Below are 19,802 nucleotides of genomic sequence, written 5' to 3' on the forward strand. Positions count from 1 at the left end.
GCTACTTCAGCGTCGACGTGTCGATGACGAACCGGTACCGGACGTCGGAGGCGAGCACGCGCTCGTAGGCGTCGTTGATCTTGCTGGCGGGGATGACCTCGATGTCCGCGCCGATGTGGTGCTGGGCGCAGAAGTCCAACATCTCCTGCGTCTGGGGGATGCCGCCGATGAGCGACCCGGTGAACACGCGGCGGGGCATGAAGAGCGAGAACGCGTTGAGGGAGAGCGGCTCCGGAGGCGCGCCCACGCTGACCAGGGCGCCGTCCAGGGCCAGCAGGGACAGGTAGGCGTCCACGTCGATCTTCGCGCTCACCGTGTTCACGATGAGGTCGAACGTGCCCGCGAGCTTCTGGAACGTCTCCGGGTCCTTGGTGGCGTAGTAGTGGTGCGCGCCCAGCCGCAGGCCGTCTTCCTTCTTGCTCAGCGACTGCGACAGGACGGTCACCTCCGCGCCCATCGCGCGAGCGAACTTCACTCCCATGTGCCCCAGGCCGCCCAGGCCCACGATGGCCACCTTCTTGCCGGGGCCCGCGCCCCAGCGGCGCAGCGGTGAGTACGTCGTGATGCCCGCGCACAAGAGCGGCGCGGCGGCGTCGAGCGGGATGCCCTTGGGGATCTTGAGGACGAAGTCCTCGGTCACGACGATGTGGGTGGAGTAGCCGCCCTGCGTGAGCTGGCCGTCCCGCCCGGTGGCGCCGTAGGTGCCGACCATGCCCTTGAGGCAGTGCTGCTCCTCTCCCTTGCGGCAGGACGAGCAGTCGCCGCACGAGTCCACCATGCAGCCCACGCCGACGCGGTCGCCGACGGCGTGCTTCTTCACCTCGGCGCCGACGCTGGCGACGATGCCGGCGATCTCATGGCCGGGGACCAGGGGATAGGTCGCCGCGCCCCACTCGCCGCGGACGGTGTGGATGTCGGAGTGGCAGATGCCGCAGTACTTGATCTCGATGAGCACGTCGCGCGGGCCGAGCTCCCGGCGCTGGATGGCCAGGGGACCGAGCGGTGACTTCGCGGAGGTGGCGGCGTAGGCGTTGGCGGTAGGCATGGGTCTTCTTTCCAGGAGCAGTGGGGCCGTTGAGCCCCGTTCACGTGCGAAGAGAGATACGCGCCAGCCCCGTGGATGACTACGCCCGAGGAGCCAATAGGCTCTTAACGGGTGCTTAACAGTGGCTTCGGGTACGGTCCTCGCGAATGAATACGGCGCCCTTCACGCAGCTGCAGGTCTTCCTCGCCGTGGCCCGCCTGCGCAGCTTCAGCGGTGCGGCGCGCGAGCTGGGCGTCTCCACGGCCGCGGTGAGCCAGGCGGTGCGGCAGCTGGAGGAGCAGCTGCGGGTGGTGCTGCTCACGCGTACCACGCGCAGTGTGGCGCTGACGGACGTAGGCCGGCGGCTCGTGGAGGGAGCAGGCCCGGCGGTGGGACAGACGCTGGCCACGCTCCGCGAGGTGGCCGCGCAACCCGGAGAGGCCGTGGGCCGGGTCCGGCTGACGGTGCTGACGGCGGCGGTGCCCTACGTCATCACCCCGGTGGTCCCCACCTTCCGTGAGCGACACCCACGCGTGGAGGTGGAGGTCGTCATCGAGGACCGTTTCGTGGACATCGTCGAGGAGGGCTACGACGCGGGCGTGCGGCTGAGTGAGTCCATCCAGCGCGACATGGTGCAGGTGCGCCTCACGGAGGCCTTCCGCTTCGTGGTGGTGGGGGCGCCCGGCTACCTCGCACGCCACGGCACGCCCCAGCGTCCCGAGGACCTGCTGAAGCACGAGTGCATCACCTTCCGTTCGCAGACGACCGGAACGCTCTACCCGTGGGAGCTGGAGCGTGGACGCAAGAACTGGCGCGTGCCGGTACGCGGCGGCGTCGTCACCAATGACATCCATCTGCCCGCGACCCTGGCGGAGCAGGGCGTGGGGCTGGCGTACGCCTTCGAGCCGGCCGTGGAGGAGCGGCTGCGCACCGGGAAGCTCGTGCGCGTGCTGGAGGCCTACGCGCCCACCGTGCCCGGCTTCTTCCTCTACTGCCCCAGCCGTGCGCAGCGCTCGGTGCCGCTGCGACTCTTCGCCGAGGCGGCCCGGGAGCTGGCGGCCAAGGCCGTGTGAGCTCGGGTGACTCCGCGCAGGGAAGTCCGTAGCCTCGCGGCGCGTGCTGAACAGTGAAGCCCAAGAGGGTCCTCGCGAATGAATACAGCACCCTTCACCCAGCTCCAGGTGTTCCTCGTCGTGGCCCGCCTGAGCAGCTTCAGCGGCGCCGCCCGTGAGCTGGGCGTCTCCACTGCGGCGGTGAGTCATTCGGTGCGACAGCTGGAGGAACAGCTGCGCGTGGTGCTGCTCACCCGCACGACTCGCAGCGTGGCGCTGACGGACGCGGGCAGGCGGCTCGTGGAGACCGCGGGACCCGCGATGGGGCAGGCGATCGCCGCGCTTGGGGAGGTGGCCGCGCGGCCGGGAGAGACGGTGGGCCGGGTCCGGCTGTCCGTGCCGCGGGCGGCGGTGCCCTACATCATCACCCCGGTGGTCCCCACCTTCCGCGCGCGTCACCCGCGCATCGAGGTGGAGGTCGTCATCGAGGAGCGCTTCGTGGACATCGTGGCGGAGGGCTACGACGCGGGTGTGCGGCTGAGCGAAGCCATCGAGCGCGACATGGTCCAGGTGCGCCTCACGGGAGAGTTCCGCTTCGTGGTGGTGGGGTCGCCCGGCTACCTCGAGCGCCACGGTACGCCCCAGCGCCCGGAGGATCTGCTGAAGCATGAGTGCATCACGTTCCGCATGCGCTCCACCGGGGCGCTCTACGCATGGGAGCTGGAGCGGGGCCGCAGGAACTGGCGCGTTCCGGTGCGAGGGGGCGTGGTCAGCAATGACAGTCACCTGACGTTGGACCTTGCGGAGCAGGGCCTGGGGCTGGCGTATGCCATGGAGCCCCTGGTGGCGGAGCGGCTCCGCACGCGACGGCTCGTGCGGGTGTTGGAGGCCTACGCGCCCACCGTGCCCGGCTTCTTCCTCTACTATCCCAGCCGTGCGCAGCGCTCCGCGCCGCTGCGACTCTTCGTCGAGGCGGCGCGCGAGCTGGCGCTCAAGGCCGTGTGAAAGCGAATCAGCGGCCGGTCAGCTTCTCCAGGGCCTCGGGATAGCGGGCTCCCTGCGCCGTGAGCTTCGCGGCGGCATCCGTGAGCTCGCGGACCTCGTCCGTCGTCAGCTCCACCCGGGCCGCGCCCAGGTTCTCCTCCAGCCGGTGCGGCTTCGTGGTTCCCGGGATGGGGACCATCCACGGTTTGCGCGCCAGGACCCAGGCGAGCGCGAGCTGCGCCGGCGTCACCTTCTTCCGGGCCGCGACGCTGCCCAACAGATCGACGAAGACCTGGTTCGCACCGCGCGCTTCGGGCGTGAAGCGCGGAAGGATGTTGCGGAAGTCGTTCTTGTCGAGCTGGGAGGTGTCGGGCAGCTTGCCCGTCAGGAAGCCCTTGCCCAGCGGGCTGAACGGAACGAACCCGATGCCCAGCTCTTCGAGGGTCGGGAGGATCTCCTTCTCCGGTTCACGCCACCACAGGGAGTATTCGCTCTGGAGGGCTGTCACGGGCTGGACCGCGTGCGCGCGGCGGATCGTCTTCGCGCCCGCTTCGGACAGGCCGAAGTGCCGGACCTTGCCTGCCTGGATGAGTTCCTTCACGGCGCCCGCGACGTCCTCGATGGGCACGTCCGGGTCCACGCGGTGCTGGTAGACCAGGTCGATGACGTCGGTCTTGAGCCGCTTGAGTGAGGCCTCGGCGACCTGCTTGATGTGCTCGGGCCGGCTGTCCAGGCCCTCCTGCTTGCCGTCGCTGCTCAGCTTGAAGCCGAACTTCGTGGCGATGACCACCTGAGCGCGAACCGGGGCGAGGGCCTCACCGACAAGCGCCTCGTTCGTCCAGGGGCCGTAGACCTCGGCGGTGTCGAAGAAGGTGACGCCCTGGTCCACGGCCGACCGGATGAGGGCAATCATCTCTGTCTTGTCCGCGGGCGGGCCGTAGCCATGGCTCATGCCCATGCAGCCGAGCCCGATGGCCGAGACCTCCAGGTTGCTGTTTCCGAGTCTGCGCTTCTGCATCGTGTTCTCTCCGTCGTGAAGTTCGTCGCACGAAGGAGATACGGCCCGGACCCGGATGGGACTAGACGCACTGGAGGCAACGGCCTGTTAAACCCACGTTGAAAGTGAAGGGTGGGCATGGGCATCGTGGATTGCCACGATTGACTCGCGTCAGACATGCACCGCTGGTGGGTGTAAGCGTTTGGTTGCCGACGGTCGTGGGCGTGGATGTCTGTTATGGGTGGCGGCCGTGGCGTCTGCTGACGGGCGTGCCTGCCTTTCGCGCGGGCACATTCCCCTCACACCAGGAGTGCTGATGAACGCGCTGAGGAAGTCCCTGATGGCCGTGTCCGCCGTCCTCGCCGTGGCCCCCGCCGCCGCGTTTGCCTATCCGCCGCAGTGCGATGAGGTCTGCCTGGTCCACTGCGCCGGACCCTGTTACGAGGGGACCTACCGCACCAGTTGTGAGGAGTCGGGCTGGTGCTTCGCGCCCGCGCCTTCCGAGGAGACCGCGTCCGTCTCCTCGGAGCAGAGCCAGCGGTCCGAGGACGCCGCGCCGGTCTGCGACTCCGCCCATCCGGGCGTGGAGCAGACTCCGTCCGCGGAGAGCTGAGCAGTCCTGAGCATCCGCGGGGCCTGCCCTGTCCAGGCCTCGCGGTTCAGGCGCTTCTGGAGCGGAGCGCCGCGGACAACGCGTCGAGCGCACGTTCCTGCAAGGCGGAGAGCCGCACCCCGGGCCGAGCCTGACGTACCCGAGCGAGTGCCGCCTTCGCATCCGGAGCATCCCCCCGCGCCACGAGGAGCGCGGCGGCGATCATCCCGGTGCGCCCATGTCCCTGCGCGCAATGGACGTAGACCGAACCGGGCAGGGCGGCCAGCTCGCGAAGGATCGGGACCACGTGCTCCACGGGCAACGTCGATGCGTCCAGGATGGGCAGGGACACGTACCGGCCAGCGGCGCGGATGGCTTCCGGTTCGATGAACTCGGAGGTCAGGTCCAGCACGGCCGTGACACCCGAGGGCAGCTCGCCGGCGAGCAATCGGCGTCCCACCAGGACCCCAGGCACCACTTCGTCAAAGGCACGCTCCCGCGAGGAGCGCCGCGCCAGATGCCAGGTGCCCCACGTGAGCAGCAGGTAGGGCAGGAGTGCGAACACGGCCCACGGCCGCATGCGTCCATCCGGCTGCTTCCCGAAGGCCCTCGCGCCTGGTCCGGCGTAGGCGAGCGCCACGACCGCGAAGCTCAGTGCGGGCCACATCAGCAGCCAGCCGAAGCCCTGGAGCCGCTGCGCCAGGAAGGTGAGGAGTGCCGCCGCAGTGGTGAATACGAACGTGTACTTCATGCGCGGCGCAGCGTAGCGGAAACCCGGGTGGCCTCCATGCGGCGGAGGCCGACCCGGAGGTGACGGCTACTGACTCACGACACAGCCCGGCTGCGCGATGGCACACCAGGAGGAGGCCTCGCTGACGCAGATGCTGTCCCAGGCCGTGGTGCAGCAGTACGGGTCGCGGTTGCACACCGAAAACGTGCAGGAGTTGCAGTCCTTGTTCAGCGACGAGCCCGTCGTACAGACGTTGTGGGTGCATGCCGCGGCGGTACAGACGTTGCTGCTGGAGCAGGCCTGTCCGGCGCCGCAGGTACCGCAGGCGAGGGTGCCACCACAGCCGTCGGAGATGGTTCCGCAGGTCTTGCCCTGAGCCGCGCACGTCGTCGGGGTGCAGGCGGCGGTACAGACGTTGTTGCTGGAGCAGGCCTGTCCGGCGCCACAGGTGCCGCAGGTGAGGGTGCCACCACAGCCGTCGGAGATGGTTCCGCAATTCTTGCCCTGGGCCGCGCACGTCGTCGGGGTGCAGGTGGCGGAGGCGTCGAAGACCTCGATGCTCGCCACCGCCTGCATGTTGCCCTGGGCGTTGTAGGTCGTCCCTCCGAGGAACAGGACGCGGCCGTTCGGCAGCGCGACCGTGGGGTGGTCCACGCGGGACTGCGTCAGCGTTCCCACCGTGCTCCAGGTGCTGGTCGTGGGGGAGAACAGCTCCACCTGCATCGTGTTGTAGGAGCCACCGGCCATCAGGATGGTGCCATCTGGCCGCGTCACCGACGGCGCGGAGAAGTGCTGGACGGCCGTGGCGCCGGTGTTCGTCCAGGTGTTGGCGGCCGGGTCATACAGCTCCGCCGCGGTGGCATAGCCCGTCAGCAGCACCTTGCCGCTGGAGAGCAGCTGCAGGGTGTGGCCATTGCGGCCCGTGTTCATCGACGCGACGGTGGTCCACGTCCCCGTGGTGGGGCTCCAGATCTCCGCGTGGTTGCTGGAGGACGTCGTGCCATTGCTTCCACCCGCCACGAGCACGCGGCCGTCCGCGAGCCGCACCGCGGCCTGGCTCATCATCCCGGCGTTGAGCGAGCCCGTGGCCGCCCAGGTGTTCGTGGACGGCGTGTAGACATAGGTCGAGGTGACGATGCTCACTCCGCCCGCCACGAGCACGCGACCGTCCGCGAGCAGCGTGGCGGTGTGGCCGTAGCTGATGCGGGGCAGGGGAGCGGCGGCGCTCCAGGTGTTCGTCGCGGGGTCGTAGCGCTCGGCGGACGAGAGCACGCTCGAGTTGATGCCGCCCACGACCAGCACGGTGCCGTCCTGCAACAGCGTGGCGGTGTGAGCGCGGCGTGCGGTGAGCATCGACGGACCGCTGACGGAAGTGGCCGTCGCCGGGTCATACAGCTCCGTGGAGGAGTACGAGCCAGAAGGCGTCCCACCGCCCGCGACCAGCACCTTGCCGTTGGCGAGCAGCGTGGCGGTGTGCTGGTAGCGCGCGGACAGCATCGAACCACCGGACACGACGAGCGCGGACGACTGGGAGGACACGACGTCGTCCCCGGGTAGCTCACTCTCGGGACTGCACGCGAGACACAACAGCAGGGGGACGACGGCCAAGGACATCCAAGACGAGGTGCGCATGTGGGCTCCCGGGAAATGGGCCCGCGACCATGGCACGCGGTGTCTGGATTCCTTTCATGAAACATGAACACAAATCGGGTGTCTCAAGACACCCGGACTTGTCTCAGGAGACGGGAAAGGCCGGTTCTGAGCTGGAGTCAGTCCACGCAGACGAGGACGCCGTCCCGGTGTTTCGCGGCCGTGACGTAGAAGGCGCGGAAGCGGTCGAAGTGCTCGGTGAGCCACTGCCAGGCCGCGTCGATGGACTCCTCGTGCGGGCATTTGTAGACGCTCGCTTCGCTCATGCTTTCGTAGGTGAAGTGCAAACGAAGGGTGTCGAACCGCACGGCCTCCAGCATCCGGGCGATCCGCTCCACCGTCTCCGGCCGCGTGTAGCGAAGGGGCACGCCCTGACCCGCCACCACGTGCGGGGCGATCTTCGCCTCGCCATGGATTGCGATTCCGGCCAGGGAGTCGTCCTCGGCTCCCGGCTCGTTCCGGCGGCGGTCGGAGAGGACGAAGTGCAGATGATCCCACCTCCGGTCGAGCTCCACGTGTTGAATCACCAGGTCCGGGCGGGTGCGCAACAGCTCTTTCACGGCCCCCAGGAGCTGGAGTTCGCCGGGATCCGGGCCGCCCGGTGCCAGCCGCTCCTCTCGGGGATCCTGGAGCAACCGGGTGACGGAGCACAGCCATTCGCCCACGCCGATGTTTTGCCGCGCCAGTTCCAGAAGCGGGGAACCGCTGGGAAGGGCCTGGTAGCTCGCATCGAGTCCCATGGGCCCCGTCCTAGCAGCTCCGACGCCAACGCAGCAGCTAGCTCGCGCGGTTCACCTGTTCGGGGGTGACAGGAGGCACCGCTGCGAGCGCTGCCTCCGCGGCCCTCCGCGTATTGGCTTCCGTGGCGACCTGACACAACGCCACCTGCGCTTGAAGCTGGAGCGCGAAGGCCCGGCCCCGGCCGAACATGACGCCGATCAACGCCGCAACCAGACCGCCGATCAGGACGAAGAGGCCTTGCGCGTTCATCGCCTTCGTCACCACCACACCCACGATGAAGGCCATGAAGCCCCACGCGAAGATGATGCCGGCGGCCCGGTCGTACAGCGCCTGGGCATGTTTCGTGATGATGCTGGGATCGTAATGCACTGCCATGGTGGCTCCGCGGTCTGGGGATGATGGGCCCGTGGATCAGGCCCGCGCGGCTCCATCCCATTGCGCGAAGCGCCCGGGCATCCCCCATGAGAGGAATGCCCGGCGGCATCAGGCCCGTGCTACTTCGGCACCCAGACCGCGACCCAGTCGATCTGCACGTTGCCGACGGCGCTGTTGCTCGGCGGCGTGCCGCTCAGGTCGGTCTCCGTCTGGATGACCCAGTTGCCCTTGCGGCGCGTTCGGGATGCCGCTCTGCGCGCCGTCCAACGAGTACATCGTCGCCGCCCCGCTGACCGTGACGCGCCCGACGTACTGCCCATCCGGCGCTCCGGTGCGCGCCTCCCGCGTCAGCGTTCCCTGCCAGCCAGACCAACCGCTGGTGTTCGTCTCGAAGGACGTGTTGGTGATGACGGACGCCAGGTTCGACGTGGCCTGGACCGGAGCGTCGGCTCCAGGCTCCGGGTTGCATGCGGACGCCAGGGGGAGGGCCAGCAACAGCGCCAGGGCAGTGCGGAAGCGCGGCCTGCGAAGCACACGGGACTCACTCATGACACTCTCCGTGAAAAACTAGAAATACCTGCATAATTGTAAATAGCAGATGCGGCGCATCGGACAAGCCCACCGTGTGCCTGCGTCTCCCACTCCTGTCGTGCGTGGCCATTCTCGGCCCAGGAGGAGAGACGCCATGCCCACCGACACGAAGCAGCCTTCCGACTCCGGATTGGATCCCCACGCCCGTGCCTTCCTGGAGCAGCTGAAGAAGGCGGGCGGGCCCGCGCTCGAAACCCTGCCTCCCGCGGAGGCGCGCGCCGTGCTCCGGAGCGTGCAGGCGGGAAAGAGCGCGCGGAAGCCGGCCCGCATCGAGGACCGCTCCCTGCCGGTGGGCCCTGACGGCCAGGTCTCCGTCCGCATCGTGCGGCCCGCGGACGCGTCGGAGACGCTCCCGGTGGTGCTCTACCTCCACGGCGGTGGCTGGGTGCTGGGCGACAAGGACACGCACGACCGGTTGATCCGTGAGCTGGCCGTGGGCGCGCGGTGCGCGGTCGTGTTCGTCAACTACACGCCTGCTCCGGAAGGGCAGTACCCCACGCAGATCGAACAGGCCTACGCCGCGCTGCAATGGGTCGCGAAGAACGGCGGCGAAGCGGACCTGGATGGACAGCGGATCGCCGTGGTGGGAGACAGCGCTGGCGGGACCCTGGCGGCGGCGCTCACGCTGGTGGCGAAGGAACGCGGCGGTCCGCGCATCCTGCAGCAGGTGCTGTTCTATCCCGTCACGGATGCCCGCTTCGACACGGGGTCCTACGCGCGCTACGCGGACGGCTACTTCCTCACCCGCAGCGGCATGCAGTGGTTCTGGGACAACTACGCTCCGGACTCCACCGCCCGCACGGAGCCCACCGCCAGCCCCCTGCGCGCGACCGACGCGCAGCTGCAAGGCCTGCCCCCGGCGCTGCTCCTCAATGGCGAGTGCGACGTGCTCCGCGACGAAGGCCAGGCCTACGCGCGCAGGCTCGTGGACGCGGGCGTCCCCGCGCTGGCCCTCCAGTACGATGGGATGATCCACGACTTCGTGATGCTGGATCCGCTGGCGGACTCACTCGCCGCGCGCAACGCCATCGCCCAGGCCTGCGTGACGCTGTCGGAAGCCCTGGGCACGCGGAGGCAGGTGGAAGCGACGCTCACGTCCCAGCCCGCGCAGGTTCGCGAGCGGGAGAGCGCGCGTCACTGATCAATCCCCTGAGTCCAGCCACGCGGCCAACACGTCCGCGTGGCACGGGCCCGGCTTGCACCAGCAGCCCAGCCGCTTGCCGCGCAGCGTCCGCACGTCGCGCAGGAAGTCCGGGTCGTGCTTCGTGCGCAGCTCCAGGTACCAGCGGAAGGACTCGAACGCGTCCGGGCCGGGCGCCATGCGCCGCTGGGCCTCGTCGCGGATCCGCTCGGCTTCGTCCGCGGGCAGCTTCGCCAGCCACGGTTCGAAGTACGTGCGGATCATCGCCTTCCAGGTCTTCACACCGCCGGGCTTGAATGGATTGCCGAAGCGGCCCGGCACGGGGTTGAGCGGCCCGGGCTTCGCCCAGGCGCGGAAGGCACGGCCTACGTACACCTCACAGGCGTCGTGGACGTGCACCGCGGTGGTTCGGGATTCGGACATGGCGGGTGCATCGTTAACAGATGCCCCCGCCAGACGCCGTGCGTGATGCCCGGCCCGTCAGCAGGCAGGGGTCACCAGGGGTCGATGCCCTGCTTCTCGTGCGGCGTCGGCGTGTACGTGGACTTGAACCCCGAGGCCGCGGCGTTGAGCCCGGAGCCGAGCGCCTCCACCGCGCCCTGCTTGAACTGGCCCTTGCTGAAGCTCACGAAGGCGTCGCGGCCGAAGTTCAGCGCCTCGCGCTGGTGCGCGTTGACCTCGCTGCGCGCGCCCGTCTCCACCTTCTTGACGTTGTCGATGACGCTGTTCTTGGAGCGGTCGGAGATGCCGAAATTGCCCTTGTCGAGGATCTGGTTCACGCCGCTGACCGCGTGGCTGTAGTCGCTCGTCTTGCCCTGCGTCGTCTGATCAATCTGCAGGCGGGAGGGGTTCTTGAACGTGTGGTTGCTGGTGACCTTGAACATGGTTTGCCTCGCTGGGGGCGGCGGCCCGTTGGCCCCTGCCCGCGGTAGGTGATGCGTTGAAATGATTGTCTGGGCATGTGGGCTGGAGTTTCCTGAAGACTTTCATTTGCCCACGTATACGTCATTTGTCGTATGCCGGCCTTCGCGAGGGCCATCGCAGTGGCAAGGCCCGCCGGAAGACGGCAACGTACGCGCCCGTCTCCTCCCACCCTCGCGGACATGATCGCCAACCTCCACGACGCCGACATTCCGAAGCCCGTGCTCGAAGTCATCACCCGCCTGCGCGAGCTGGGCCACCCCACGTACCTGGTGGGCGGCTGCGTGCGGGACATGGTCCGCAAGGTCCACCCGAAGGACTTCGACGTCGCCACCAGCGCGCTGCCGGAAGAGGTCCAGCGCGCCTTCCGCAAGGTCATCCCCACCGGCATCCAGCACGGCACCGTCACCGTCGTCACCGGCGGCAACCACGTGGAGGTGACGACGTTCCGTTCGGAAGGGGACTATCTGGATGGCCGGCGCCCCAGCTCCGTGTCCTTCGAGCGGGACATCGTGAAGGACCTGTCGCGGCGCGACTTCACCATCAACGCCATGGCGTACAACCCGCTGGACCGCGAGCTGGTGGATCCGTTCGGCGGCCAGGTGGACCTGCCCGCGAAGTTGATCCGTTGCGTGGGCTCCGCGCAGGAGCGCTTCTCCGAGGACGGACTGCGCCCCCTGCGCGCCGTGCGCTTCGCCGCCGTGCTGGGCTTCACGCTGGACCCCGACACCCGCGACGCCATCCCCGCGACCCTGGCCGTGTTCCGCAAGGTCGCGCTGGAGCGCGTGCGCGAGGAGCTGCTCAAGCTGCTCCTGTCCCCCCGCGCGGAGATGGGGCTGCACCTGCTGGCGGCCACGGGGCTGATGGAGGTCTTCCTTCCGGAGGTGGCCCACGCGGACGAGGAGGCCGCCCGGCTCGCCCGCGCCGCCGTGCAGGCCGCGCCGCTGGACGCGGACCTGCGCGTGGCCACGCTGCTCGCGGACATCGACACCGCGACGCAGGCCCGTGAGCGGTGTCTGCGTTTGAAGTTCCCCAACAAGTCCGCGGACCTCATCGGCATGCTCGTCGAGCACGCGAAGCTGGAGACGCGCGTGGACGACGCGGACCCCGCGCTGCGCCGGCTGCTCGCCCGCGTGGGCCTGGTGAACCTGCCCGCGCTCCTCTCCGTGGCGAAGGCCCGCGTCCAGGTCCGGGCCCCGGAGCGCCTGCCCGCGATGGAGGCGTTGGCCGGAAGGCTGGAGGCGCTGGCCGCCGCGAAGCCCCCCTTGTCCGCGAAGGAGCTGGCGCTCACCGGGGGCGACATCATGAAGACGCTGGGCATCGGCCCCTCGCCGAAGGTGGGCGAGGCGACCCGGTACCTTGTCGAATCCGTGCTCGATGACCCGTCGCTGAACACCGCGGACGCGCTCCGCTCCCTGCTCACGGCCTGGGCGGCGCGCGGTTCATGACACGGGGGCCTCTTCCCGGCCGGAGGGCAGGGGAGGGAGCCCGGAGCGCCTCCGGCCGTGCGTCGCGGCCTGGGGGCGTGTAGGAAGGAGCCCCATGCGAGTCGTCGTTGCGATGAGTGGCGGAGTGGATTCCTCGGCCGCCGCCGCCCTGCTCAAGGAGCAGGGCCACGAGGTCATCGGCATCACCCTGCGCGTCTGGTCCTACGAGGGCGCTGCGAAGTGTGGCAGCTGCTGCAGTCCGGACGACATCGACGATGCCCGCGCGGTGGCCCAGACACTGGGCATCCCGTTCTACGTGGCCAACGCCGAGGAGATCTTCCAGGACCGGGTCGTCAACCCGTTCGTCCAGTCGTACCTGGGCGGCAAGACGCCCATCCCGTGCGTGAGCTGCAACCGCGACGTGAAGTTCAACTTCCTCCTCAAGCGCGCGCGCGCCCTGGGCGCCCGGCTCGCCACGGGCCACTACGCCCAGGTGGAGGAGGTGGACGGCCGCTTCCACCTGCGCCGCGCCGTGGACGCCGCCAAGGACCAGAGCTACTTCCTCTTCACCCTGGGCCAGGAGGAGCTGAAGGACGTCCTCTTCCCCGTGGGCCACCTCACCAAGCCGGAGGTGCGCGCCGTCGCCGAGCGCCACAACCTGCCCACCACCCACAAGCCGGAGAGCATGGAGATCTGCTTCGTGCCGGACGGCGACTACGCCGGGTTCGTGGAGAAGGTCGCCGGTCCCCAGCCGTCCGGTGAGGTCGTGGATCCGGAGGGCAAGGTGCTGGGCACGCACAACGGCATCCACCGCTTCACGGTGGGGCAGCGCAAGGGCCTCAACCTGGGTGGCGGCGAAGTGCGCTACGTGCAGCGCCTGGAGCCGGAGACGAACCGCGTCGTCGTGGGCCCCGCGGAGGGCACCGGCCGCGCGCAGTTCGGCCTGCTCCAGCCGCACTGGGTGGACGGTCCGCCTCCGCCCGAACAGGCCGTGGAGGTCCGGATCCGCCACCGCCACGCGGGCGCACCGGGACGGATCCACATCTCGCAGCACGGGCTGGTGTCCGTGAAGCTCGACGAGCCCGCGCGCGCCGTCACGCCGGGGCAGGCCGCGGTGGTCTACGACCGGGATCGCGTGCTCGGCGGCGGGTGGATCGTCTGAGCCGACCTGACGCGTCCTCCGTCATCCACTGATGCAGCCGGGGCCGGACTTCCGGCCTCGCGCGCGCCGCGTGTTCCACTGCCTCCGCGAATTTGACCCGCCTGGGGGTGGGGCGTAGCTTGCGCGCACGCTGTCGCTACAGGCCGTTACACGGGCCGTGAGCGCGCGATCGAGGTCTGCCCCGCCATGCGTGACGCCCATCGGATGAAGGAGAAGTTCGACGTCTCGCTGGACAACCGGCAGATCGTCAGCCTGTTGATCGCCGGCATCGTCGTGATGGGCGCCGTGTTCGTGCTGGGCGTGGTGGTGGGCAAGAAGCTCTCCGGCGACGCGCAGACGGCCGAGGCCCCGGACCTGCTCTCCGCGCTGGACGCCAACGCGCAGGTCCTCAACGACGCGCGCCAGGATCCGCCGCTCACCTTCCCGGACGAGCTCACCCGCAAGACGGGCTCCGAGCCCCTGCCTCCGATGCCCAAGCCCGCCGCGAAGCCGGAGGCCCCCAAGGTCGCCGCCGCCGCGAAGCCCGAAGTGAAGCCGGAGCCCAAGCCCGCGGCGAAGCCCGCCGCCCTGGCCCCCACGCCGGACCCCGACACGGGCGAGCTGCCCGCGATGGACGCCGCCGAGGAGGACGCCATCGCCAACGGCAAGCCGCTCGCGAAGCCGGAGCCGAAGGTCGAGGAGCCCGCCAAGGTCGCCGCCGCGAAGCCGGAGCCGAAGCCAGAGCCCAAGGTGGTGGAGCCGGTGAAGGGAAAGGTGGAGGAGACGCCGGTCGCCACCCGCACCGCCGCGCGTGACGGAGGCATGAAGGAGGCCATCGCCCGGGCCCAGGCGCTCCCCGCGGAGCCGCCGCGTCCGTCGGAGGCCGTGAAGGGTGGGGCGTTCACGCTCCAGCTCTCCGCCTTCCAGAGCCGCCAGGACGCCGACCGTTTCGCCGCGCGGTTGCGCGACAAGGGCTATGCCCCCTATATCCTGACGGCGGAGGTGCCTGGAAAGGGCACCTGGTACCGCGTCCGGATGGGCAGCTTCGCCAGCAAGGAAGCCGCGGGCCGGTACCTGACGGACTTCAAGCGCGAGACCCAGCTCGACGCGTACGTGGCCGGCACGAACTAGCGCTGCTGGGCAAGGAAGAGACGAAGCAACATGACGACGACGAAGCGGGTGGAGAAGCCCTGGGGCCACGAGCTCATCTGGGCCCACACGGAGCGCTACGTGGGCAAGCTCCTGCACGTGAAGGCCGGCCACAAGCTGAGCCTCCAGTTCCATAACGTGAAGGACGAGACCATCCACGTCCAGAGCGGCAAGCTCCTCTTCGTCGTGGACGAGGGCCAGGGCCTCATCGAGAAGGAGATGAACCCCGGTGAGAGCTACCACATCAAGCCGCTGACCAAGCACCGCATGGTCGCCATCACCGACTGCGACATCCTCGAGGTCAGCACCCCCGAGTTGAATGACGTGGTGCGCCTGGAGGACTCCTACGGGCGCACGGGCACCAGCGCCCCGTAGTCCCCGCTGTGAAGCCCGCTGGCGCGCCTTCACGGTGCGCCGGCCGGGCCTCCGACGTCACTCCTTGGACTTCGCCGCCGCGTTCGGATTGCGGGTCCACTGGTCCACGGTGCCGTCGCCGTCCAGGTCCTCGCCAATGCGATCCACCTGGCCGTTCTCCCAGTACTCCCAGTAGTCCACCCGGCCGTCGTGGTTCGCGTCTCGCTCCTTCCGCACGAGCGTGTCGTTCTCGTAGTACAGCCACGAGTCCGGCCGGCCGTCGCCGTCCAGGTCGCGCTCGCCCTTCGTGCGCTTGCCCTCGGCGTAGTGGTACGTGGCGTCCACCTTGCCGTCGTAGTCCAGGTCCATCACCTCACGGACCTTCGCGCCCTGCGGATCCAGGTACTGGGTGACGTCCACGCGGCCGTCCCAGTTCAGGTCCAGCTCCTTGCGCACCAGCACGTCCTTGAGCCGGTACTCCCAGACGTCCGTGCGGCCGTCGCCGTTGGCGTCCAGCTCCGTGACGGTCTCCCCCGGGTCCTGTTTCCCCCGGACGCCCTCCGCCTCCGGGCGCTTGCGCACTGCGTCAGGAGTCTCCGCGGCCTTCTGGGAGGCGCAGCCCGCGAGCGCACCTACAGCCAGGAAGCCCAGGAAAATCAAACGGTTGCTAGAAGCCAAGATGCCTCCCGAGCAGGTGGGGCGCCATGTTCGCGCCGCTTCACTTCCGTGCTTTCGCAGGCCACGTCATTCCATATATTTTCACGTATCGCCATGGCCCGAAAGAAAGTCAGCACCACCATCTACATCACTCCGGAGCAGAACGAACTGCTCAAGGCGCTGAACCAGAAGTCGAAGGTGCCCGTGGCCGAATACATCCGGCAGGGCATCGACCTGGTGCTGGAGAAGTACAAAGCGCAGCTGCCGGGCCAGGCAACCTTCGACGAACTCTCCTGACGAACGAGGCGTGACGTGACGAGCATGCGTGGCAAGCGGGCGGTGGTGTTGGGTGGGGCCGGATTCGTGGGCTCGCATCTGTGTGAGCGGCTGCTGGACGACGGCGCGGAGTCCGTCCTCGCGGTGGACAACCTCATCACGGGCAATGAGGCGAACGTCCGCACGCTCAAGCCGCGCGCGGGCTTCCAGTTCGTGAACCAGGACATCACCGAGGGCCTGGAGGTGGACGGGCCGGTCGACTTCGTCCTCAACCTGGCCTCGCCCGCTTCGCCCATCGACTACGCGAACCTCCCCATCGAAACGCTGCGCGTGGGCTCCATCGGCACGGAGAACGCGCTGAAGCTGGCGGAGAAGAAGAAGGCCGTGTTCCTCATGGCCTCCACGTCGGAAGTGTACGGCGACCCGCTGGTGCACCCCCAGAAGGAGGATTACTGGGGCAACGTGAATCCCATTGGCCCGCGCTCGGTGTACGACGAGGCCAAGCGCTACTCGGAGGCCATCAGCGCCGCGTACGAGCGCAGCCGCGGCGTGAACGTCCGCATCGTGCGCATCTTCAACACGTACGGCCCGCGCATGCGCCTCAACGACGGCCGCGTGGTGCCCGCCTTCGTGGGCCAGGCGCTCAAGGGCGAGGACTTCAGCGTCTTCGGGGACGGCAGCCAGACGCGCTCGTTCTGCTACGTGAAGGACCTGGTGGACGGCCTGGTGCGGCTCGCGCTGTCGGACGTCCGGGGCCCGGTGAACATCGGCAACCCGCGCGAGATGACCATCAAGCAGTTCGCGGAGGCCGTGCGCGAAGCGGCCGGTGGGGGTAGGCAGATCGTCTACCACCCGCTGCCCAAGGATGATCCGAAGCAGCGTCAGCCGGACATCACCCGCGCGCGCACGCTGCTGGGGTGGGAGCCCAAGGTGAAGTTGGAAGATGGTCTGCGGGACACCATCGCCTACTTCCGTGAGGTTGCCGCTCGCCCCTCTGGGACTTAGGTTGGCCGCGCGCGAGTGAACGCGAGGTAGTCGGCCCGGCCCTCGTGGCGGCCGGGCCTGGGGAGAACGGCGTGAAAGTCCTGGTAACGGGCGGCGCGGGCTTCATCGGCTCGCACGTGTGCGATGAGTTCCTGCGCAATGGCCACGAGGTCATCGCGCTGGACAACCTGTCGAGCGGCAAGAAGGAGAACCTGGATCCGCGCGTACGGCTGGCCGTGCACGACATCCGGAGCCCGGAAGCCGCGGAGCTCATCCGCACGGAGAAGCCCCAGGTGCTCTGTCACCTGGCCGCCCAGATGGACGTGCGCCGCAGCGTGGAGGACCCCGGCTTCGACGCGGACGTGAACATCCGCGGCATGACGAACCTGCTGGAGGCCGCGCGCCAGTCCGGCGTGAAGAAGGTCATCTTCAGCTCCACCGGCGGCGCCATCTACGGCGAGCAGGATTACTTCCCCGCCCGGGAAGACCACCCCCAGCGGCCGGTGTCGCCGTACGGCGTCTCCAAGGCGGCGGGCGAGCTGTACCTGGGCTACTACCGCGCGCAGTACGGCCTGCCGTACGTCGCCCTGCGGTACGCCAACGTGTACGGCCCCCGGCAGAACCCGCACGGCGAGGCCGGCGTGGTGGCCATCTTCAGCCAGCGCGTCATCGCTGGGCAGGGCTGCACCATCTACGGCGAGGGCAAGCAGACGCGTGACTTCGTCTTCGGTCCGGACGTGGCCCGCGCCAACTACCTGGCCTTCCAGAGCGACTACGTGGGCGCCGCGAACATCGGCACCGGCGTGGAGACGGACATCAACCGGCTCTACGAGCTCATCGCGGAGGCCGGCGGCAGCTCGCTGAAGGCCGCGCACGCGCCGGGCAAGCCGGGCGAGCAGCTGCGCTCCTGCATCGACGCGGCGCACGCGAAGAAGGTGCTGGGCTGGGAGCCGTCCGTGCAGCTGGCGGAGGGCCTGCGCCACACGCTCCAGTTCTTCCGCGACCAGGCCGCGGGTCCCGTCCGCGTCCGGGGCTGAGTCCGGGCCGTCGTCGCGCCGCTCAAGTCCCCCCGGCCTGGATGCCGGGGGGAATGCGGGGCGTCAGGCGGGTGGAGTGCCCGGCGGGCAGGTGTGCGCCGGTCGTGGATTTTCAGGCGGTTCGGTGTTACCTACGCCCGCTTCGCGACCGACGAGCGCCCTGACCATGCCGGCTGAAAACGCGCACATCCGCAACTTCTGCATCATCGCCCACATCGACCATGGAAAGTCGACGCTGGCCGACCGCCTCCTGGAGAAGACAGGCACGCTGACCAAGCGTGAGGCGCAGGCCCAGTTCCTCGACAACATGGACATCGAGCGAGAGCGGGGCATCACCATCAAGGCCCAGTCCGTGCGGATGACGTACACCGCCAAGGACGGCCAGAACTACGTCCTCAACCTCATCGACACGCCGGGACACGTGGACTTCGCCTACGAGGTGAGCCGCAGCCTCGCCGCGTGCGAGGGCGCGCTGCTCGTCGTGGACGCGACGCAGGGCGTGGAGGCCCAGACGCTGGCCAACGTCTACATGGCGTTGGAACACGAGCTGGAGATCATCCCGGTCATCAACAAGATCGACCTGCCCTCCGCGGACGTGGAGCGCACGCGCGGGGAGATTGAAGACGTCATCGGCATCGACGCGTCCGTCGCGGTGCCGGCCTCCGCGAAGGAGGGCATCGGCATCCACGACATCCTGGAGTCGGTGGTCAAGCGCGTGCCGCCGCCCACGGGTTCGCCGTCCGCGCCGCTCAAGGCGCTCATCTTCGACTCCTGGTACGACAACTACCGGGGCGTGGTGACGCTGGTGCGCGTGCTGGAAGGCACGCTGAAGCTGAAGCAGAAGATCAAGATGTTCAGCAACAACAAGGTCTTCGAGGTGCAGGAGCTGGGCGTGTTCAGCCCGTTCTCGCGCCCGGTGACGCAGCTCATGGCGGGCGAGGTGGGTGTCCTCGTCGCCAACGTGAAGGAGCTGCAGGACGCGAAGGTCGGCGACACCGTGACGGAGGAGGCGCGGCCCACCGAGCAGCCCTTCCCGGGCTTCAAGGAAGTCAAGCCGATGGTGTTCTCCGGCATCTTCCCGGTGGACTCGTCCGACTACGAGAACCTGCGCGACGCGCTGGCGAAGCTCACGCTCAATGACTCCGCCTTCACCTACGAGCCGGAGTCGTCCACGGCGCTGGGGTTCGGCTTCCGCTGCGGCTACCTGGGCCTGCTCCATATGGAGATCGTCCAGGAGCGCCTGGAGCGCGAGTACAACCTCAACCTGATCACGACGGCCCCGTCGGTGGTCTACCGCATCACCACCACCAAGGATGAAGTGCTCCTGGTGGACAACCCGGCGAAGCTGCCGCCGACGCAGAACATCACCAAGTTCGAGGAGCCCATCCTCACCTGTCACATCCACGTGCCCAACGAGCACCTGGGCGCCATCCTGAAGCTGTGCCAGGACCGGCGTGGCGTGCAGAAGGACATGAAGTACCTGGGCTCCAGCGGCACTCGCGTGCAGGTGACGTACGAGATGCCCATGGCGGAAGTCGTCTTCGACTTCTTCGACCGCCTGAAGAGCGTGTCGCGCGGCTACGCGAGCCTGGACTACGAGCTGTCCTCCTACGCGGAGGCGGACCTCGCGAAGCTGGACATCCTCATCAACGGGGAGCCGGTGGATGCGCTCTCCGTCATCGTGCACCGCGAGCGCGCGTACCTGCGCGGCCGCGAGGTCTGCGAGAAGCTCAAGGAAGTGATTCCCAAGCAGATGTACGAGGTGGCCATCCAGGCCGCCATCGGCGCGAAGATCATCTCCCGCGAGACGATCTCCGCCATGCGCAAGAACGTCCTTGCCAAGTGCTACGGCGGCGACATCAGCCGCAAGCGCAAGCTCCTGGAGAAGCAGAAGGAGGGCAAGAAGCGCATGAAGCAGGTGGGCACGGTGGAGATTCCGCAGGAAGCCTTCCTCGCGGTCCTCAAGACGGAGCAGTAAG

At 68.7% G+C, this 19,802-nt stretch carries 22 protein-coding genes; 12 read left to right on the top strand and 10 right to left on the bottom strand.

Features of this window, described 5'->3' with window-relative positions:
• Position 1: 1 nt before the first annotated feature.
• Positions 2–1,045 carry an NAD(P)-dependent alcohol dehydrogenase gene (locus GTZ93_RS09840; RefSeq protein ID WP_139916160.1) on the bottom strand — a complete coding sequence of 348 codons (1,044 nt, stop codon included), beginning with the start codon at positions 1,043–1,045 and terminating at the stop codon, positions 2–4.
• A 146-nt stretch (positions 1,046–1,191) separates the two neighbouring features.
• Here GTZ93_RS09840 and GTZ93_RS09845 point away from each other — a divergent pair, with 146 nt between their 5' ends.
• Entirely contained in the window at positions 1,192–2,097 is a 906-nt protein-coding gene (locus tag GTZ93_RS09845) for a LysR family transcriptional regulator (RefSeq protein ID WP_139916159.1), read from the top strand.
• A 78-nt stretch (positions 2,098–2,175) separates the two neighbouring features.
• On the top strand, positions 2,176–3,081 hold the full coding sequence (locus GTZ93_RS09850; RefSeq protein ID WP_139916158.1) for a LysR family transcriptional regulator: 906 nt from the start codon (positions 2,176–2,178) through the stop codon (positions 3,079–3,081).
• 7 nt (positions 3,082–3,088) lie between these two features.
• Here GTZ93_RS09850 and GTZ93_RS09855 read toward each other — a convergent pair whose 3' ends face one another.
• Positions 3,089–4,078: an aldo/keto reductase gene (locus tag GTZ93_RS09855; protein WP_139916157.1), complete on the bottom strand. Its 990-nt coding sequence runs from the start codon at positions 4,076–4,078 to the stop codon at positions 3,089–3,091.
• A 295-nt stretch (positions 4,079–4,373) separates the two neighbouring features.
• On the opposite strand from GTZ93_RS09855, the gene GTZ93_RS09860 reads away from it, so the two are divergent.
• Entirely contained in the window at positions 4,374–4,670 is a 297-nt protein-coding gene (locus GTZ93_RS09860; RefSeq protein ID WP_139916156.1) for a hypothetical protein, read from the top strand.
• A 46-nt stretch (positions 4,671–4,716) separates the two neighbouring features.
• On the opposite strand, the gene GTZ93_RS09865 is transcribed toward GTZ93_RS09860, so the two are convergent.
• From GTZ93_RS09865 to GTZ93_RS09885, 5 genes are all read right to left on the bottom strand, one after another.
• The gene (locus GTZ93_RS09865; RefSeq protein ID WP_139916155.1) at positions 4,717–5,400 is read right to left on the bottom strand and encodes a phosphatase domain-containing protein; all 684 of its coding nucleotides are present in this window, start codon (positions 5,398–5,400) and stop codon (positions 4,717–4,719) included.
• A 66-nt stretch (positions 5,401–5,466) separates the two neighbouring features.
• A complete protein-coding gene (locus GTZ93_RS09870; protein ID WP_139916154.1) occupies positions 5,467–7,011 on the bottom strand; it encodes a Kelch repeat-containing protein in 1,545 nt (514 codons plus the stop codon).
• A gap of 137 nt (positions 7,012–7,148) precedes the next feature.
• Positions 7,149–7,769, bottom strand: coding sequence for a DUF1877 family protein (locus tag GTZ93_RS09875; protein WP_139916153.1), 621 nt, complete (start codon positions 7,767–7,769; stop codon positions 7,149–7,151).
• A 37-nt stretch (positions 7,770–7,806) separates the two neighbouring features.
• On the bottom strand, positions 7,807–8,145 hold the full coding sequence (locus tag GTZ93_RS09880) for a hypothetical protein (protein WP_121751687.1): 339 nt from the start codon (positions 8,143–8,145) through the stop codon (positions 7,807–7,809).
• Between the two features lie 108 nt (positions 8,146–8,253).
• Positions 8,254–8,694, bottom strand: a complete 441-nt coding sequence (locus tag GTZ93_RS09885) for a hypothetical protein (protein WP_139916152.1) — start codon at positions 8,692–8,694, stop codon at positions 8,254–8,256.
• A 136-nt stretch (positions 8,695–8,830) separates the two neighbouring features.
• On the opposite strand from GTZ93_RS09885, the gene GTZ93_RS09890 reads away from it, so the two are divergent.
• The gene (locus tag GTZ93_RS09890; protein WP_139916151.1) at positions 8,831–9,877 is read left to right on the top strand and encodes an alpha/beta hydrolase; all 1,047 of its coding nucleotides are present in this window, start codon (positions 8,831–8,833) and stop codon (positions 9,875–9,877) included.
• Here the strand turns inward: GTZ93_RS09890 and GTZ93_RS09895 are convergent, their stop codons facing one another.
• The gene (locus GTZ93_RS09895; RefSeq protein ID WP_120576535.1) at positions 9,878–10,300 is read right to left on the bottom strand and encodes a DUF4326 domain-containing protein; all 423 of its coding nucleotides are present in this window, start codon (positions 10,298–10,300) and stop codon (positions 9,878–9,880) included.
• 71 nt (positions 10,301–10,371) lie between these two features.
• Positions 10,372–10,761 carry a hypothetical protein gene (locus GTZ93_RS09900; RefSeq protein WP_120576536.1) on the bottom strand — a complete coding sequence of 130 codons (390 nt, stop codon included), beginning with the start codon at positions 10,759–10,761 and terminating at the stop codon, positions 10,372–10,374.
• 219 nt (positions 10,762–10,980) lie between these two features.
• Here GTZ93_RS09900 and GTZ93_RS09905 point away from each other — a divergent pair, with 219 nt between their 5' ends.
• The 4 genes from GTZ93_RS09905 to GTZ93_RS09920 all read left to right on the top strand — a co-directional run bounded on the left by GTZ93_RS09905 (position 10,981) and on the right by GTZ93_RS09920 (position 14,890).
• Positions 10,981–12,246, top strand: coding sequence for a CCA tRNA nucleotidyltransferase (locus GTZ93_RS09905; protein WP_139916150.1), 1,266 nt, complete (start codon positions 10,981–10,983; stop codon positions 12,244–12,246).
• 94 nt (positions 12,247–12,340) lie between these two features.
• On the top strand, positions 12,341–13,387 hold the full coding sequence (mnmA, locus tag GTZ93_RS09910) for a tRNA 2-thiouridine(34) synthase MnmA (protein WP_120566164.1): 1,047 nt from the start codon (positions 12,341–12,343) through the stop codon (positions 13,385–13,387).
• Positions 13,388–13,573: 186 nt separating this feature from the next.
• Positions 13,574–14,497 carry an SPOR domain-containing protein gene (locus tag GTZ93_RS09915; RefSeq protein WP_139916149.1) on the top strand — a complete coding sequence of 308 codons (924 nt, stop codon included), beginning with the start codon at positions 13,574–13,576 and terminating at the stop codon, positions 14,495–14,497.
• A 30-nt stretch (positions 14,498–14,527) separates the two neighbouring features.
• A complete protein-coding gene (locus GTZ93_RS09920; RefSeq protein ID WP_014397344.1) occupies positions 14,528–14,890 on the top strand; it encodes a cupin domain-containing protein in 363 nt (120 codons plus the stop codon).
• A 57-nt stretch (positions 14,891–14,947) separates the two neighbouring features.
• Here GTZ93_RS09920 and GTZ93_RS09925 read toward each other — a convergent pair whose 3' ends face one another.
• Complete coding sequence (locus GTZ93_RS09925; RefSeq protein WP_139916148.1) at positions 14,948–15,547, bottom strand: hypothetical protein; 600 nt, start codon at positions 15,545–15,547, stop codon at positions 14,948–14,950.
• A 93-nt stretch (positions 15,548–15,640) separates the two neighbouring features.
• Between GTZ93_RS09925 and GTZ93_RS09930 the strand changes: the two genes are divergently transcribed.
• The 4 genes from GTZ93_RS09930 (at position 15,641) to lepA (ending at position 19,801) form a co-directional block, all read left to right on the top strand.
• The gene (locus tag GTZ93_RS09930; RefSeq protein WP_120576540.1) at positions 15,641–15,823 is read left to right on the top strand and encodes a ribbon-helix-helix domain-containing protein; all 183 of its coding nucleotides are present in this window, start codon (positions 15,641–15,643) and stop codon (positions 15,821–15,823) included.
• A gap of 24 nt (positions 15,824–15,847) precedes the next feature.
• Positions 15,848–16,807, top strand: a complete 960-nt coding sequence (locus GTZ93_RS09935) for a UDP-glucuronic acid decarboxylase family protein (protein WP_121751681.1) — start codon at positions 15,848–15,850, stop codon at positions 16,805–16,807.
• Between the two features lie 71 nt (positions 16,808–16,878).
• Positions 16,879–17,823, top strand: a complete 945-nt coding sequence (locus tag GTZ93_RS09940) for an NAD-dependent epimerase/dehydratase family protein (protein WP_120576541.1) — start codon at positions 16,879–16,881, stop codon at positions 17,821–17,823.
• 166 nt (positions 17,824–17,989) lie between these two features.
• Positions 17,990–19,801, top strand: coding sequence for a translation elongation factor 4 (gene lepA, locus GTZ93_RS09945; RefSeq protein WP_120576542.1), 1,812 nt, complete (start codon positions 17,990–17,992; stop codon positions 19,799–19,801).
• Position 19,802: the final 1 nt, after the last annotated feature.

It is taken from the genome of Corallococcus exiguus (assembly GCF_009909105.1).
Lineage (GTDB): Bacteria > Myxococcota > Myxococcia > Myxococcales > Myxococcaceae > Corallococcus > Corallococcus exiguus.

Bases quoted from the DNA above. Each gene is read 5' to 3' on its own strand.
- GTZ93_RS09885 (WP_139916152.1), bottom strand. From the start codon at position 8,694: ATGAGTGAGTCCCGTGTGCTTCGCAGGCCGCGCTTCCGCACTGCCCTG.
- GTZ93_RS09915 (WP_139916149.1), top strand. From the start codon at position 13,574: ATGCGTGACGCCCATCGGATGAAGGAGAAGTTCGACGTCTCGCTGGAC.
- GTZ93_RS09880 (WP_121751687.1), bottom strand. From the start codon at position 8,145: ATGGCAGTGCATTACGATCCCAGCATCATCACGAAACATGCCCAGGCG.
- GTZ93_RS09865 (WP_139916155.1), bottom strand. From the start codon at position 5,400: ATGAAGTACACGTTCGTATTCACCACTGCGGCGGCACTCCTCACCTTC.
- GTZ93_RS09935 (WP_121751681.1), top strand. From the start codon at position 15,848: ATGCGTGGCAAGCGGGCGGTGGTGTTGGGTGGGGCCGGATTCGTGGGC.
- GTZ93_RS09875 (WP_139916153.1), bottom strand. From the start codon at position 7,769: ATGGGACTCGATGCGAGCTACCAGGCCCTTCCCAGCGGTTCCCCGCTT.
- GTZ93_RS09870 (WP_139916154.1), bottom strand. From the start codon at position 7,011: ATGCGCACCTCGTCTTGGATGTCCTTGGCCGTCGTCCCCCTGCTGTTG.
- GTZ93_RS09840 (WP_139916160.1), bottom strand. From the start codon at position 1,045: ATGCCTACCGCCAACGCCTACGCCGCCACCTCCGCGAAGTCACCGCTC.
- GTZ93_RS09860 (WP_139916156.1), top strand. From the start codon at position 4,374: ATGAACGCGCTGAGGAAGTCCCTGATGGCCGTGTCCGCCGTCCTCGCC.
- GTZ93_RS09895 (WP_120576535.1), bottom strand. From the start codon at position 10,300: ATGTCCGAATCCCGAACCACCGCGGTGCACGTCCACGACGCCTGTGAG.
- GTZ93_RS09920 (WP_014397344.1), top strand. From the start codon at position 14,528: ATGACGACGACGAAGCGGGTGGAGAAGCCCTGGGGCCACGAGCTCATC.
- lepA (WP_120576542.1), top strand. From the start codon at position 17,990: ATGCCGGCTGAAAACGCGCACATCCGCAACTTCTGCATCATCGCCCAC.
- GTZ93_RS09930 (WP_120576540.1), top strand. From the start codon at position 15,641: ATGGCCCGAAAGAAAGTCAGCACCACCATCTACATCACTCCGGAGCAG.
- GTZ93_RS09855 (WP_139916157.1), bottom strand. From the start codon at position 4,078: ATGCAGAAGCGCAGACTCGGAAACAGCAACCTGGAGGTCTCGGCCATC.
- GTZ93_RS09850 (WP_139916158.1), top strand. From the start codon at position 2,176: ATGAATACAGCACCCTTCACCCAGCTCCAGGTGTTCCTCGTCGTGGCC.
- mnmA (WP_120566164.1), top strand. From the start codon at position 12,341: ATGCGAGTCGTCGTTGCGATGAGTGGCGGAGTGGATTCCTCGGCCGCC.
- GTZ93_RS09845 (WP_139916159.1), top strand. From the start codon at position 1,192: ATGAATACGGCGCCCTTCACGCAGCTGCAGGTCTTCCTCGCCGTGGCC.
- GTZ93_RS09900 (WP_120576536.1), bottom strand. From the start codon at position 10,761: ATGTTCAAGGTCACCAGCAACCACACGTTCAAGAACCCCTCCCGCCTG.
- GTZ93_RS09890 (WP_139916151.1), top strand. From the start codon at position 8,831: ATGCCCACCGACACGAAGCAGCCTTCCGACTCCGGATTGGATCCCCAC.
- GTZ93_RS09905 (WP_139916150.1), top strand. From the start codon at position 10,981: ATGATCGCCAACCTCCACGACGCCGACATTCCGAAGCCCGTGCTCGAA.